The sequence below is a fragment of the Photobacterium ganghwense genome (assembly GCF_017329545.1).
GTDB lineage: Bacteria > Pseudomonadota > Gammaproteobacteria > Enterobacterales > Vibrionaceae > Photobacterium > Photobacterium ganghwense.
Map to the genome: position 1 here is coordinate 2,061,653 of NZ_CP071325.1, position 16,352 is coordinate 2,078,004.

At 47.1% G+C, this 16,352-nt stretch carries 12 protein-coding genes; 2 read left to right on the top strand and 10 right to left on the bottom strand.

All coding sequences use genetic code 11. The annotated features are described in order from the left end of the window. The first annotated feature begins 630 nt into the window (after positions 1-630). The gene (locus tag FH974_RS09435; protein WP_047885682.1) at positions 631-1,278 is read left to right on the top strand and encodes a murein L,D-transpeptidase catalytic domain family protein; all 648 of its coding nucleotides are present in this window, start codon (positions 631-633) and stop codon (positions 1,276-1,278) included. Positions 1,279-1,726: 448 nt separating this feature from the next. Here the strand turns inward: FH974_RS09435 and ald are convergent, their stop codons facing one another. From ald to FH974_RS09485, 10 genes are all read right to left on the bottom strand, one after another. Next, the gene (gene ald, locus FH974_RS09440) at positions 1,727-2,845 is read right to left on the bottom strand and encodes an alanine dehydrogenase (RefSeq protein WP_047885683.1); all 1,119 of its coding nucleotides are present in this window, start codon (positions 2,843-2,845) and stop codon (positions 1,727-1,729) included. 518 nt (positions 2,846-3,363) lie between these two features. Further along, entirely contained in the window at positions 3,364-3,630 is a 267-nt protein-coding gene (locus tag FH974_RS09445) for a hypothetical protein (RefSeq protein WP_047885684.1), read from the bottom strand. A gap of 47 nt (positions 3,631-3,677) precedes the next feature. Beyond that, complete coding sequence (locus FH974_RS09450) at positions 3,678-4,325, bottom strand: HAD family hydrolase (protein WP_047885685.1); 648 nt, start codon at positions 4,323-4,325, stop codon at positions 3,678-3,680. A gap of 202 nt (positions 4,326-4,527) precedes the next feature. After that, positions 4,528-7,515, bottom strand: a complete 2,988-nt coding sequence (locus FH974_RS09455; protein WP_169776033.1) for a sensor domain-containing protein — start codon at positions 7,513-7,515, stop codon at positions 4,528-4,530. A gap of 289 nt (positions 7,516-7,804) precedes the next feature. After that, positions 7,805-9,025: an organoarsenical effux MFS transporter ArsJ gene (gene arsJ / locus FH974_RS09460; RefSeq protein ID WP_047885686.1), complete on the bottom strand. Its 1,221-nt coding sequence runs from the start codon at positions 9,023-9,025 to the stop codon at positions 7,805-7,807. A gap of 34 nt (positions 9,026-9,059) precedes the next feature. Beyond that, on the bottom strand, positions 9,060-10,064 hold the full coding sequence (locus FH974_RS09465; RefSeq protein ID WP_047885687.1) for an ArsJ-associated glyceraldehyde-3-phosphate dehydrogenase: 1,005 nt from the start codon (positions 10,062-10,064) through the stop codon (positions 9,060-9,062). 541 nt (positions 10,065-10,605) lie between these two features. Further along, positions 10,606-11,370, bottom strand: a complete 765-nt coding sequence (locus tag FH974_RS09470) for a metalloregulator ArsR/SmtB family transcription factor (protein WP_047885688.1) — start codon at positions 11,368-11,370, stop codon at positions 10,606-10,608. 347 nt (positions 11,371-11,717) lie between these two features. After that, positions 11,718-12,326 (bottom strand): 2OG-Fe(II) oxygenase, encoded by a 609-nt coding sequence (locus FH974_RS09475; protein WP_047885689.1) that lies wholly within the window; start codon positions 12,324-12,326, stop codon positions 11,718-11,720. A 293-nt stretch (positions 12,327-12,619) separates the two neighbouring features. Next, entirely contained in the window at positions 12,620-13,693 is a 1,074-nt protein-coding gene (locus FH974_RS09480) for a lipase family alpha/beta hydrolase (RefSeq protein WP_047885690.1), read from the bottom strand. Positions 13,694-13,967: 274 nt separating this feature from the next. Next, the gene (locus tag FH974_RS09485; protein WP_047885691.1) at positions 13,968-15,605 is read right to left on the bottom strand and encodes a GMC family oxidoreductase; all 1,638 of its coding nucleotides are present in this window, start codon (positions 15,603-15,605) and stop codon (positions 13,968-13,970) included. Positions 15,606-15,932: 327 nt separating this feature from the next. On the opposite strand from FH974_RS09485, the gene FH974_RS09490 reads away from it, so the two are divergent. Then, on the top strand, positions 15,933-16,199 hold the full coding sequence (locus FH974_RS09490; protein ID WP_047885692.1) for an acyl-CoA-binding protein: 267 nt from the start codon (positions 15,933-15,935) through the stop codon (positions 16,197-16,199). Positions 16,200-16,352 lie beyond the last annotated feature (153 nt).

Here is a 16,352-nt window from a genome sequence, read left to right on the forward strand (position 1 = left end):
TAGACTGATTACATCAAAGCGCAGGGTTGCCCTGCGCTTTTTCCTTCTCGAATGCGTCATCTTTTTTCCTTTATCCATCAGCATGCAAAGTCTGCGTTTTTTGTCTGAATCCTCAATCAGTCTCAATCGGCTCTCAGATTCGCTGTTTTACAACCATCGCCGAAATCTGCCCTGTCTATCAGTCTTCGCTCGGTAGCAGCAAGAGTTAACGGGTGACATCCGGCTCCTTGTTGCCTTCCCCCTTCATCAATGCTCATTTTATAACCACTAAAACGCGACATTACGCTCATTTTTCAACCGAACAGCCAAAAGTTGAATTTTTCTATAGTTACAAAAACATGATCCTGATTTCTATCATTACAAACAGATATTTATGCCATTCTCAATGCTGTGATTTATAAATTTAGCGAAAAGCGAAAGAACTAGGACAAATTTGATGATAAGAAAAACAAACTTATTTAACGCATTGTAATGAGCGTTCTTTTCCATCAGGACAAGAAATAAAACTTGATTTTTTTGCTTTTCATTCGGTCAATCTGAACCTTTACCAAGCCTAAACAAAAGTTTTTTTTATGGTAGAGTCCTTTCCCACTAATGATAAACAACTCACTTTTATACTTTACAGGGAAAATGAAAAAAGTAATTTTTTTGTTTGTTTGGGCTCTGCTCAGCTTACCAGCACTTGTATCGGCGAGTGTGATCAATGCTCAATCGTACACAAAGAGCAATAATTCAGACATCCTTGCCAAGGATGTTTATAAGAAAGCCAAACTAGAGGGCGTAATTAATTATCAAGTATTTGAAGAGGGTTTTAATGCTTATTACAAAACACAACAACGTAAAAAACAATTGCTGACAATCATTGATTTCAGTAAGCCATCAACACAAAAACGTTTTTACGTCATTGATTTAAGAACTAACCGCCTGCTTTATCACACCTACGTGTCACACGGTGTCAACAGCGGGGGTAAAGTGGCCAACCGTTTTTCCAACACGGTAAATTCACGCCAAAGTTCGCTGGGTACCTTTCTGACCGACACGACCTATTATGGTGGTAATGGTTACTCACTCCGCCTGGACGGACTCACAAAGGGCATCAATGACAACGCTCGCCGCCGCTATATCGTGGTTCACGGTGCAGACTACGCGACAGAGTCGTTCATTCGCCGACATGGTTATCTGGGACGAAGCTGGGGATGTCCAGCGTTACCGGAAGAACTATCTAAAGAGATTATTAACACCATTAAAGGCGGTAGTGTGATTTACGCACACGCCTGATGGCTAACTGTTCCTCTTCAAATCAGCTCAGAATAAAAAAGCAGTACATTCATGTACTGCTTTTTTATTCTTACCACTTCCATCAATCGGTTATATATATCATGCACATATAAGCGTTGCCTGACTAGAGATGCCATATATGCCCTCTGAACGATAACTTCTTATAAACAGAGAGCAATTTTTAAAATACCACCGATTCTTCAAAAAATATTTTTATTCTTTTCATCAAGCACTTATTAATCATTTTTCTGTCACCATAAGATCACTTAACTACGTCTTTTTTAGGCCGATAACTCTAAGATAATGAAATAAAATAATTTTCATGCCATGACAGATAAAATCAACCCAAATAAGCGCCATAAAAAACAATTAACACAGTGGCAAATAAAGTCGGTAAATAAAAAATCCCCGTAAACGGGGATTTCATATGATTAATCAAGAAATTGAATTAACCGGCCAGTGCGCTTTCAGGCGTTACATATGGCAGGTTTAACGATTCTGACACTTCGCGACAGGTCACCTGTCCGCGGTAAACATTCAAGCCGTGAAGTAGGTGCTTATCTTCCTGCAGTGCCGCTTTATAACCTTTGTCTGCCAGTTTCAGAATGTACGGTAATGTGGCATTGTTCAGCGCAAAGGTGGATGTTCTTGCCACCGCTCCCGGCATGTTCGCCACGCAGTAGTGCACAACATCGTCCACGATGTAGGTCGGTTCACTGTGGGTTGTCGGGTGCGATGTTTCGACGCAGCCCCCTTGGTCAATCGCAACATCCACAATCGCAGAGCCCGGCTTCATTTTTGACACCATTTCTGCAGTGACCAGTTTCGGCGCAGCCGCACCGGCCACCAGCACTCCACCAATGACTAAGTCAGCGTCAAGCACATGCTTTTCGATAGCGTCTTTTGTTGAGTAAACACACTGCACTTTTCCATCAAACTGGGCATCAAGACTGCGCAACACGTCGATATTACGGTCCAGGATTACCACGTTAGCCCGCATACCTACGGCAACTTGAGCGGCATTGGCACCCACGACCCCGCCACCGATAATCACAACATTAGCTGGTTCTACACCCGGGACACCGCCCAGTAACATGCCACGGCCGCCACGAGATTTCTCAAGTGCAAAAGCCCCGGCCTGTACAGACATACGACCCGCGACTTCAGACATCGGTGCCAGTAACGGCAACCGGCCTTTATCATCGGTCACGGTTTCATAGGCAATACATACCGCTTTGCTGTTGATCAGATCGTGCGTTTGCTCCGGATCAGGCGCAAGGTGGAGGTAAGTAAACAGGATCTGGCCTTCACGCAGTAATGCACGCTCAACAGCCTGAGGTTCCTTGACCTTTACAATCATGTCTGATTCTGCAAAAACAGCGACGGCTGTTGGCAGAATCTGGGCACCTGCATCAATGTAGTCCTGATCACTGAAACCGATCCCAGAACCCGCATTGGTTTCCACATACACAGTGTGTCCATGCGCAACAGCTTCACTCACTGAAGCCGGCACCATACCCACACGGTATTCGTGAACTTTAATTTCCTTAGGTACACCAATAATCATATTTTGTATCCTTGCGGCCTTGTTAAAAGTTATATACACAATAATGTAAATAACTCGGAATGTGCGCCCGTTTTTTAACCACAAATCAACAAATCGAACCGGGATTTTCTACCATTAAAGATGATTAATCGGTTTTTGAGCAACATCACACACCAAAAACCTGACTTATATCAATTAAACAGACCAGTAGACTATATATAAGCATACTTCCAGTCCAAAGCACTAAAAAATTTCTTTTTTAAGGTTAAATCATAAGCAAGGAAGCGGGTTAAAAGCAGTGGTGGCCTGATGGCGCCTAATGAAATTAAACAATTCATCGGATAAAACCAGAAAAACAGGATAAAGCTCATAGATGATAGTCTTATCTTTAGCCTGACTGACAAAAACCAAAGCCAACAAACAATTAAACTACCCGCAACAAAAAGAGTCTGGCCAATGGGGCAATCTGGATTTGAGGACAAAAAAAGAGCCGCATCGTGCGGCTCCTTTTTTATACCTTTTCAGCAGATTCAGAAGAATCAGTCTTCAAATTCCCACGGCATATCCGGTAATGCATCAAGGTTTTCGCTGTAACGTTTCAGATCAAAGCTACCGCCATTTTTCGCCACATCGAATACTTCAACCGATAAAGCGCAGGCGATCATCTCAATTGCTTCATCACGCGGCGTGCCGGTCATTACCAGTCGCATCAGCGTCTCTTTCACCTTGATCGGATTACCATCATCAAGCTGGTTTTTTACCGTTTCAACCAGCATGTCGCCAGTCATAATCTCATCATCTTGCATAAAAATGCCTTACATTTTTGTCATTTAGTGCTGCTGTAAGCAACACATTAAGCAACCAGCCAGCTGGCGCGCTGCTCGTGCGCTTCAACCAGTGTCTGGTAACGATACGGAGTCATCTCTCGCCCGACCGGATGACTGTCATTCACGACAACGAGTCGCAACCCGGCCGAGGTGGCCGACATCGCACCGGTCATACTGTCTTCCACGGCAACAACTTGCGTGGTGCAGTAACCCAGAGTCTGGCAGGCAAGCTGATAGATATCCGGAGCAGGCTTATTGGAAGCCACTTCATTTCCGCAAAAAATATGATCGAAAAACTCCAGCCATCCCAGCTTTGCCAGAATCCCTTCGACGTACTCACGCGGAGCGCCGGTCACCACCGCCAGCGGTAGTTGGCCATGTAGCTGGCGCAGCAATCCTTCCGCACCATGTTTAGGTGGTACGCCACGTTCAATCAGGGCGATGTGTGTCAGGTGCTCCATGTCAGCCACCGTTGTAGACGGGCAATGGGTCAGCTGATATTGCTGGTGAAACGCAGTGGCAACCTTCTCCCACGGTACTCCGGCATAATCACGTAAAAAGTCTGCGGCAGAGATATCGACTCCCCATTTAGCCAGATACTGGCTCCAGTTCTCAGCGTGAAAAATCTCGGAATCTACCAAGGTACCATCAAAATCAAAGCATACAGCCTGCATCTAACTACTCCTGTCATGTTTCGGCTGCTATGTTACTCATCTTGCGCGCATAATGCCAAACGTGTCGTGATACCGATTTATGACGAACACGAATGGCTTTGCTCTTATACCTGAGCTAAATACCTAGTCGCTACTTACCCAGAACCCAATTACCTATTACCCCGAACCTAGCACCTAGCATCTAGCACCGAGTAATTAGATCTCAGATCTCTTCCTGTTGAGCATCGTATAAATCATGGCTTCTGTCATCTTCAAGCCCTTCCTCATACTGATTGTTCAGCATCACCAGGCAATCGGTCAGCGGGCGTGCCGGGCTGTAGTAAAAACCCTGAACGTAATGACAGTTCAGTTCCTGCAGACACTCAAGCTGTGCCCGATTCTCCACCCCTTCCGCCACCACCTGAATACCGAGTTTGTGGCTGAGGTCGATAATCAGAGATACCAGTGTCCGACTATCCTGGCTGTGTTCCATCTCCCGGATAAAACTCCGATCAATCTTGATAATGTCGGGCCTCAGCTCGACCACAGAACTCAGCGAGGAATACCCGGTTCCGAAATCATCCAGCGCCACCTTAATGCCGCGCTGTTTGAACTCTCCCAATAGCGCCTGAATATTCTGGCTCTCACTGGATGCGGTCGTTTCCGTGATTTCAATGATCACCGAATCCGGCGTCAGGCCATACTTCTCAATCACATCCCAGACCATAGGTGTGGCCTGATAATTCATAAACTCTTTTACGGAGCGATTGATATTAAATGCGATATCGGTATAGCCGGCCTGATGGACTTTGCACAAATCACGGCACGCCTGATGCAGAACATATTCGCCAAGGTGAGTAATAAGCCCATATTTTTCTGCAACCGGAATAAACTTTTCGGGAGAAATGAATCCCTCGACGTCATCGAACCAACGCAGCAAGGCTTCAAACCGTTTTATTTTACCGCTGTCGGCATCAATGATCGGCTGGTAGTGCACCGTCAACGCATTTTCGGTAATGGCTTTTTTCAGGCGGTCACGCAGTTTCAGTTTTTCGATGTACTGAGACTGCATGTTGCTGTCGTACTCACAGATCCCATTCCGGCCATTGCCTTTCATGTTGTACATGGCGTAATCGGCATTTTTCAGCAGCTCACTGTGCGTCTCCCCGCTTTCCGGATAAGAAGAAATGCCAACGCTGACCGTCGTATTCACCTCCACGCCATCAATCATAAAGGTCTGAGAGATACGGTTAACCACTTCTTGTCCCCACTGCCGGGCTTCAGCGGCGGTGGTATCAGGCAGTAAGACACAAAATTCATCGCCGCCATAGCGGCAGATGTCATCATGGTTTGCAAAAATACCTTTAAGGCAGTTCGCGATATGTACCAGTACGTTATCGCCAAAATCATGCCCGTAGAGATCGTTGATCGACTTAAAGTCATCGGTATCAATAAACAGCAGAGCGAAGGCCTGGGTATGGCGATTGGACATCTGGTCGATATGTTTGCTGACGCGATGGGCAAAACTGCGACGGTTTACCAGTCCGGTCAACGGATCGTTATAGGCATAAAAGCTCAGTTGCTCTTCCGCTTTTTTCCAATGGCTTATATCCCGAAATACCGCGACGAAGTTAATCACTTCCTGATTATCATCACGAATCACATTGATGGACATTTCTTCTGGATAGATTTCACCGTTCTTGCGTTTATTCCAGACTTCCCCTTTCCAGTGTCCGTATTCACTCAGGTGCTTCCACAGAGATTCATAATACGATTTATCATGAATACCCGACGACAACACATTCGGGCGCAAGCCTAATATTTCATGCTCGCGATAGCCGGTAGTTTCTTCCAGCGCACGGTTAACCGAAATAATACGGTTATGTTTATCTGTGATCAGAATACATTCCGACGTATTATCAAATACAACCTTAGCACGGCTGAGCTGACGCTTGGTTTCGACACTACTGGTAATATCACGCTGTATACCAGCGATTTTAACCGGATTACCCGCTTCATCTTTGGCAATCACACTGCCTTTAATCTTTAGCCAGTGTTCTTTACTGACTGACTCACCAGAAGCAAAATGCTGTTTCCGGCGAAACTCAAATTGAAACACTGAAGTATGACGTTGCTGAAGAAAGCTATTAAAAAAGGTCAGCCCTTCTTCTTTGTCTTCATCAACAATAGAGTCAAGCCAGATATCAAGATCATTACCGCAGGTCGGTTTTTCCCTTCCCAGAATTTGCCAGAACTTCGGGGATGTCGCGAATTCGCGTTTTTCGATGTCGTATTCCCAGATACCTTCTTCGACATAGGTAAATGCTGTGTTCAGCTGGCGCGACGTTTTCGTTAGTTTGGCGGAAATCTGATACACATCGGTGACATCATGCACGGTTCCACGCATTTGTACCGGTGCGCCAAATTCGTTGCGAATCACTTCTGCCCGCTTTCGCAGGTATTTAATTTGTCCATCTTCCAGCAATGTCCGATGAACCAGGTTGTAGCTGTGCGATTCTGAAGCAATGGCGCTGTGCAGGGCATTCAGTACCCAATCTCGGTCTTCCGGGTGAATCAGGGTTTCCAGCAGAGTCAGCGACGGTTCCAGTGTTTCATCTGGCAAACCGTAGATACGGTATACCTCTTTACTCCAGCGGAAAGATTCCTGATTCAAATTCCAAACCCAGCTACCAACCTTGGCAACACGCTGACCTTCTTCCAGCGCCCACAGCAACTGATCCTGGCGCTCCAGCAACGCAGAATATTGCATTTCCACACCAAGGTAATAACTCAGTGACTGGCAGACCGCCACCAGTTCATCCGGCAACTCAAATGGCTTATCAAACAGACAGACAATAATGCCTTCCGGAGTATTTTTTTTCGCATAGACAGGAATACCCACGTAGGCTTCAGCCTGCAGATCCTTCAATGCAGTATCTCGGGGAAATAACGCCTGAATATTGGCGCTGTAACAACAAATCTGATTTAAACAGCGCACATCAGAGCATGGAGTTCCATCCAGCGGGTAGCGAAAATTGTCGCTTATTTCGCCGCGATGACGATAAGACAGCGTCTGAATAGAGGTGTTGCCATCGACAAAATAGCCAATAAAGACATCTGTCGCGCCAAAATGTTTATAGAGTAGTTGTGTGGTGGCTTCGAATAATGCTTCTCCACCCAGCCATTTCAGCTCGTTTATTATTGCTTCCATCACTATTGTGTAACCGCTGAATTCATAGAAAACGCTGTCACCCATTCCTTAGACGTATTGAGAAACGGGGGCGACTTTACAGCATGCAGCTTCGCGTTAAAAGTGCATCTACTTTAATATAAATTAACAGTAAACAGAATATTGATAAACATCACTATTTCATCAATGGTTTTTATCAACAACGTTAACGACGGAAAAAATATGCAAAAAAGAAAAGCCCGGAGCACAACGGTACTCTGGGCTTTGTATCTGAGTGTCGAATAGTTAATCAGTGACTAAGTCGAAAAGCTTAATCCGCTTTATGGGCGGGTAGCCAGACAGAAATCAGCGTTGTCACGGCCAGAAATACAAATGATACCCACAAGCAGGCCGCCAGTCCGAATGCCAGATATATCCATCCCGACAAAATGGTGCCAATTAATCGCCCCATCGCATTGGCCATATAATAAAAACCAACATCCAGAGACACACCGTCTTCTTTTGCATAACTGACAATCAAATAGGAATGCAGTGATGAGTTGATGGCAAACACCGCGCCGAAACTCAGCAAGCCAGCAATAATAGTTAACCCTGGTTGCCAGCCTGATTGCACGCCAATCGCCACCAGTGCCGTCACAGCGGCTAACAGGGCAGCCCAGCCCATTGCCGCTTTACCGTCCGGCACCACACCACGCGATTTGCCGGTGAAATGCGGTGCAACACCCTGCACAACCCCATAAGCAATCACCCAGAGAGCAAGGAAACCGCCTACCCAGAGATGATCCCAGCCAAATACTTCGCTCAGATACAGCGGCAACGCCACCACGAACCACACGTCTCTGGCGCCAAACAGGAACATTCTGGCGGCAGAAAGGATATTCACGCTGACGCTTTTGGAAAATATCTGAGAAAACTTCACTTTCTGCTTGGCTTTGCCCAGATCTTTGTCCAGCCACATCAGGCTCATCACCAGTACCACCAGCAAGACCGACGCCATGGCCACCACCGCGCCCTTGAAGCCAATCAACGTGAGCAGCAAACCACCGATAAAAAAGCCCGCCCCTTTCAGGGCATTCTTAGATCCGGTTAGTACCGCGACCCAGTGATACAGCGCCCCCTGCTGCCCATCAGGCACCAGGGTTTTAATAGCACTTTTGGCGCTCATTTTATTGAGATCTTTTGCGATTCCGGACATTGCCTGCGCCAGCATTACCCAAGGCACTGTCAGATAGCTGACCGGTACAGCCAACATCAGCAACGCCACCACTTGCATGGCCAGGCCGGTGTTCATGGTACGATTCAGCCCCATACGCGCACCCAGCCAGCCGCCAATCAGGTTGGTGACAACCCCGAAAAATTCATAGAACAGGAACAGTGAGGCGATTTCCAGCGCGCTGTAACCCAGTTGATGGAAGTACAGCACCACCAGCATACGCAGTGCTCCGTCAGTGACGGTAAAATTCCAGTAGTTAAAAGTGACCAACATATACTGGCGCACTTCTTTAGACAGACTTGAAATGGCGGCGATCATACTCAGAGATTCCTGTTCTTAGACTTATTCGAGCTTAACCTGCCAGACCCACTTTGCGGATCAGCTCTGAGGTACGGGTCGCATAACCCATCTCATTGTCGTACCAGGCATAGACTTTCACCATCCGGTCATTCACCACCATCGTCGACAGTGCATCTACCACCGTTGAGCGTTGATCGCCTTTGTAATCAATCGATACCAGTGGGCGGTCTTCATAGCCAAGAATACCTGCCAGTTCGCCTTCGGCTGCTTCTTTAAGCAGCGCATTCACTTCATCGGCTGTCGTGTCCCGGCTGACATCAAAAATGATGTCGGTCAGCGAAGCATTTGCCAGTGGTACACGCACCGCATGACCGTTAATTTTACCGGCCAGCTCAGGGAAAATTTCGACAATGGCAGTGGCTGAACCCGTCGTCGTCGGGATCAGGCTCATCCCACAGGCACGTGCACGACGCAGATCTTTATGCGGCGCATCCAGAATGGTTTGAGTGTTTGTCAGATCATGAATTGTGGTAAAGGTTGACTGCTCAATCCCCAGTTTTTCGTGAATAACTTTAACCACAGGAGCAATACAGTTTGTGGTGCAGGAAGCTGCCGTCACAATGCGGTGTTGTGCAGGATCAAACAGATGATCGTTAACCCCAACCACGACATTCAGTACCCCTTCCTCCTTCACCGGAGCGGATACTACAACGCGTTTCACACCCTGCGCTAAATATTGATCCAGAAACTCGCGCTTACGGTGAACACCGGTCGCTTCAAGCACCACATCACAACCTGACCAGTCAACCGCCTGAATATCACGCTCCTGAGTGCAACGGATTGTTTTGTTGTTAATAAGCAGCGTGTTCCCGTCAACGTTCACGTTGTGATGCCAGCGTCCCTGAACTGAATCGAACTCCAGCAAATGGCCCAGTGTTTTAGCATCACCAGCCACATCATTGATTTGCACAAACTCCAGCTCTTCCCAGTCAAACGCAGCACGAAGTGCCAAACGACCGATGCGGCCAAAACCGTTAATGCCTACTTTAATTGCCATGTTCCATTCTCCTCGCACCCGACGCTAATACCCGGGATCTTATGTCCGAAAGATAGTCACCCACGCTGGTGTCTAAAATCTTAGCCACACTCTGGGGTCAATACTTATGCCTAAGCCAGAATATACACAAAATCGTATATATGATTTTTCATATATACTATCAGGACAAAAAATAGTTTCCAGATCTTTTTACCTCCCCTTCTCGAAGAGAAGCCGCCCCAGAAACCTAACTGACAGAAAAACCACTCTGCTAACCAGCGCTCCCCTGTATTCGGACAGGGAAAACACGGTAGATACACGACGTAACTTGACCAACATGGTGACCAAAAACAAAATAAGATGGAAAGAGTGAGGGAAAACGAGGTGAACAGAGATACCGCGAAACAAGCCGGGACAAAACGAAGCAAGTGGGAACAAAAAGAAGCTGATAGGTTTAGAAAAACTATAAAACGGAGGGAAACACAGCGTGGACCCACAAACAATTAAGCAGCAGCTTAGCATTAAGCCACTGCCAAATGTGACGAGACACTGAGCGCAGAAGCTACACTTTCACGGAACGATTATCAGGCACTTTACGTTGCTGGAGCTGACTGAGTTGGAGCTTTTCCTGATTGATTATTCCCGGATTGCCATTACGAACCGTTGTAAAAACATGACGGACCCAGACAGGCAGGTTTTCCGTGTAACGGTAGAAGATCCATTGTCCTTCCCGACGCGTTTCCAGTACCCCGCTATCGCGCAGCAATGCCAAATGTCTTGAGACTTTAGGCTGACTGACACCCAGACTTTCAACAAGATCGCTGACGGTCACCCACTGCTCATCTTCTATAATCATCAGGATTTTGAGCCTGAGAGGATCACTCATCACTTTAAACAGCTCGACCGGTCCCATCGCGGACGTCGATTCCGTGCCGTTTAACATCAAAAACAAGGAAATCCGGGCGATGAGCGCATCCAGCGTGTCACGAAACGGCTTGAGCCCAGGCAGCGGTTTAGGATCTTTAAAGTCCCAGTGTAACAGCGCATCAGAATCAGCAAACAACGCACACTCATCGCTGGCTTTGTCACACAAGGTGATAACGGTATCAAAGTGCTGATCCGCCAGATCCTGAACCGACAAGCTTTCAAGGCCGGAACTGTCGATCCCTTGCTCTGCGAGTGCTTCATAAACCCGTGGGTCAACCCCTTCAGGCCGCATGCCAGCGCTACACACCTCCACGCCATTGCCCGCCAAATGACGCATTGCCGCTTCAGCCAACTGTGAACGGGCGGAGTTACCGGTACAGAGAAAAAGGATTCGTTTCATGCTACTGGCCTGAAGGTTATTATTCTGCCGCTATTATATGCACAGGCTCAGATATATGAAAGATCATATATGCTGCGCTGTGACTTTCAGTCGAGGAGATTAAAACCGTTCTAAACAGATATACACGCCGTCGGGCATCAGCCACTAGGAGTACAAAATGCTGACAGTGGACAAAGAAAAAAGGGAAGGAAAGCCGGCAGAGAAACTGATAAAGGGAAATGAAAACAAGTTAACCGTTCTAAAAAGAAGAAAAAGCCACCCCATGACGACGTGACTCTTTTTGTGATGGTGTTCTGTAGTGAACGCGCTGATAAGTACCGAGACCGTTCAGCAGGGTATCTCGAAAACTAGCGGGAAATATCCATCCGGTCGCCCGTTACCCCATTGGTTCGGAACCAACCAGCAATGCTAAACCGTTCACGCTGTACCGGTAACACTTCATGAGGAAAATTTTCCGACAAAAAGACCACCAGCCGGCCGGCTTTTGGCTCAAGCGTTTTCAGCAAGTTATCTTCCATGTCATACATTTTAAGCTGGCCGCCATCATCTTCATGCCATTGCTCGTTGAGATAAAACACTGTGGTCAGCTTACGGTTGCTCTGGCCTTTGAAAGCGTCCAGGTGTTTCTCATAAAAATCACCGTGCTCGTATTTGGCAAAATGTGATTCATACTCAAACAAACCGAGAAACAGGTGACGATTGACCATCTGACGGATCGTTTCCATTTCGGCCAGATAAGCCTGAACCGGCTGCCCCATGTTGCCGTCCAGCCACTGTATTTTGTCGCGGCGTCGCGATTTTGCCTGCATGTAGTCCTGATTCCGCCCGATTCCGGCTTGCGTCCATTCCTCCGGAATACAGCTGGCTAATGCCCTTACTTTCTCTGTCGAGAGAAAATCGTCCCAAACATACCAACCACAGGTATGCAGTGCATCAATCAGAGAATCGTGATTCATTGTTTATAAGCGCAATACAGTAAAAAGACGCTTATATTTCATTCTGATGACCGCCACAAATCATCTATTTCATCCTGAGCATCAAAAATAATTATCGAGCTTTCACTGTCATATTATGCGCTTCGTCGATGCTGGGTAACACAGAACCAGCGCCTTAGGCAACACACTGTTTTTTAGCGAAAATACCGATTAAGACAAAATCTTAACTTAGCGCCTGACGGAGCAAGTGCCTAAGTTGCATTAATAAATGCTGACAAGATTTCTTACAACGTCATGTCTTACTAGGTCATTCCCTACAAAGTGTGGGTAAGTACCCATTGGCGAATTTGAGCCATCACTGTCGGGTGGCATATCAGGTCAATATGGTGAATGCCGGCCCCAACCCACTTTCCATGGTCAGCATAATTCAGCGCCGGCATCCCCTGTTCGCTCTCACCGAGAGCACTCGGTACAGGCACAAGGCCGTCGCCCAAACGGCGATTTTTTTCATCATGAAGGTTTTTCCCCAGGCAACTTGCCACCGCAAAGCAATGTACTTGGTCAGGTAAACGCGGACGGGTCTGCATCGCATCATGACTTGGTGACTTGTCAGTGTGCAGCCAGTCTTCATGCACAATCAGGCCTCGGCTTAAATCTTTCGTCCCACTACTGCGTATTTCACCCAGTTTCTGCAAAAAACTCAGACTTGGCGTAGTCGCGGCCTGCTCATCAATCCAGGAAGCCAGACGCGCCAGCGGTGCCCCATTGTGTGGTGTACCCAAAGTGACAAATGTTTGCAGTCGGTGCACCCACTGATAGTTGCAATGCTCAGCATAGTAACAAGCACTGCGGGTCACCAGCCCGCCCATGCTGTGGCCGACAATCACAAGCTCAGTCACCTCACATGGCCAGGCTCGGATCAGCGCTTCCAGTGCGGTCGCCAACTCTTCGCCATTCTGGGAAATATGGTGGCCGGTGTTGTAACGAAGAAAAACAGCAGTATATCCCGCAGCAGCCAGCAACTGATCAGGCTTATGCCCTTTACGCTGCCAGCCGGTATCAGCCATACACCAGCCATGTACATAAAGAACAATCCTTGATGAAGCGCCGGGGAGCTGGGATGCCAATAATGCCGGATGAGTACTCAGGATCTGGCGTTGATCAGTAAACACCATCGATAGCGCTAACGGGCTTTGTTTGTGATACAGCTGATCCCCTACCATGCCATTGACTTTGGCGAGAAACGCCAGTTTCTGATCCGGTGGCAATCCTTCTTCGATAAACTGCAAAGCACGCTGTTTAGCAGCAGCAGACTGTTCCACAAAGCGGCTGGAAAAGTCCTGCTTCAGGAGATGGAGCTTATCTCTGAGATTATCGTTTATCGTCATTGGTCAACCTCAGTAATATTTTTTCACTGTTCGATAATAGAATAATCCCCTCCGGCTTAACAGCCTATTTTTCAATACACGAAAAATAATCAGTGCTAACTAATTTAAAATAAAAACCAATAACTCAAATTTTAAACAAAAAATAAAATTGGTAGATTATAGAAAATTAAATTAGAAAAAACATACCAATTTTAAAAATATGGCTATCGATAAAATATCTATAAAAAATGGCGAAGGTAACAATAAGTCACAACTTCGCCATGAAGATGATAAATCACGCTACCTGATGCGTTGAAATAATAGGTGCAGGTGCAACGTCAGATAAATCGTTTAAAATCATATCAGCGGCTTTTTCTGCAATCATGATGGTCGGTGCATTGGTATTCCCCCCAATGAGCGTTGGCATTATCGACGCGTCAATCACACGCAACCCCGACATCCCCCGAACCCGTAATCGCTCATCAACCACTGCCATGCTGTCCTGCCCCATTTTGCAGGTACCGACCGGGTGATAGATCGATTCCGCTTTACGCCGAATAAAAGCGAGCAACGCTTCATCATCTTGTGCGTCACATCCCGGATACACTTCTTTCCCGCGATAACGGTCAAATGCCTGCTGGCTGAGAATTTCACGGGACAATTTCAAGCCCTGCAGCATTACCCGAATATCTTCAGGATGACTGAGATAATTCGGTGTGATTTTGGGAGGATGTGCAGGATCGTGGTTCACCAGCGTCAAACTGCCGCGGCTTTTGGGCCTCAGGTTGCAAGCATGCAACGAGTAGCCGTGACGGACGGTTTGCCACAAATTAAGCCCATGATTATCAAGGAAACAAGGCGAAAAATGGAACTGAATATCCGGCTTATCCAGAGTCGGGTCGGATTTTACAAACCCGCCAGCTTCCGCAATGTTCGTCGTGAAATTGCCTTTCCTGAACAATAGGTAATCGACGATTCCCTTCACAGAACGCAACAGCGCGACGGGGGAAAATCCAACGGAATAAAACGTTCGTTCACGCGTCACAGCCAGTACATCCAGATGATCCTGCAGGTTTTTACCTACCCCAGGTAAATGGAGAACAGGCTCAATGCCCACCGACGAGAGTTCGCTCTGCTCCCCAATCCCCGACAGCATTAAAAGTTGCGGACTATTGATGGCCCCTCCGCTTAGCAGCACCTCTTTGCTGGCCAGCAGTGTCTCCGTTTTGCCTTTTTTCTGATAACTGATCCCAATAGCCTTACCCTGTTCTGTCAGCACTCGGGTAACGAGCGCATCAGTAATCACCGTGAGATTTGTTCGTTGTTCAGCTGGGCGCAGGTAAGCGACGGCACTGCTACAACGCTGCCCGTTACGCTGGGTTACCTGATAAAAACCGATCCCTTCCTGACTGGCACCATTGAAATCGTGATTGATTGGGTGGCCCGCCTGCTGCGCAGCTTGCAGAAAGGCTTCAGATAGCGGGTTTCGGATACGCAGATCCGACACGTTCAGCGGACCATCTGCACCATGGTAGTCGTCTTCGCCCCGCTGCTGGTTCTCCGAGCGCTTAAAATACGGCAGCACATCTGCGAACCCCCAGCCCGCATTACCTTGCGCCGCCCACTCGTCATAGTCATCGGCATGACCGCGTATATAACACATCGCGTTAGATGACGAGCTACCTCCTAAGGTTTTTCCTCGCGGCCAGAACAGTTGGCGAGACTGTAACGTGGGCTCCTGCTCCGTATAATAGCGCCAGTTCATTTTTTTCGAATGCATCATACCGATGAGCCCCAGCGGTACATGCACTATCGGGCTGTCATCTTTTGGTCCGGCTTCTATCAGGCAGACATGGATAGCCGGGTCGGCACTGAGTCGGTTAGCAAGTACACATCCCGCAGAACCCGCACCGACTATGATAAAGTCATACATAGCATCCCCTTTGATAAATATTGTCCATGCCAGCCAAATGTATAACCCAGTCTATTTTCAGTTTTTTAATTTCTATTAATAATAGAAGATGATTGTGGCATTGTAATAATGCTTACACTCATTATTTCTATAAATTAAAAATAAAAAGTGATCGCTTTAAAATTTATTAAATTTCAACATAGATAACTTGTCAGACCAGTGTAAATATAGAATTGAACGTTAAATGGATGCACAGCCGTATCATTTCTATTTGGGTAAGACGCTGGATCATCGTCCATTCATTACTGACACCCGAATGAATTTTATAACCTGATGAGGGATCGACACATGGCAGATTTACATTCACAATTTGAACAGGCTCAGGCCAACATTAAAACGCTGACACAACGCCCAACCAATGATGAGCTGCTGGCTCTATACGCCCTGTTCAAACAAGCGACCGAAGGGGACGTTTCAGGCAAAAGACCCGGGATGTTTGATTTTAAAGGTGCGGCTAAGTACGACGCCTGGGAGCAACTGAAAGGGACAAACGCTGAAAATGCGATGCAGCAGTACATCGACAAGGTAGCAGAGTTGGCCACACAATACGCATAACCGCTTCACACCCACTCCACCCCATCACTCCTTTCGCAAGAAGTGTAATAAAAACAAGAAGTCGATAAGAAAAGGCCGCTGATGCGGCCTTTGTTATTGGTGACAGATACCAGTCTGCTGCGTCGCTACTTTGCTGCGTTGCGGCTTAGCTTC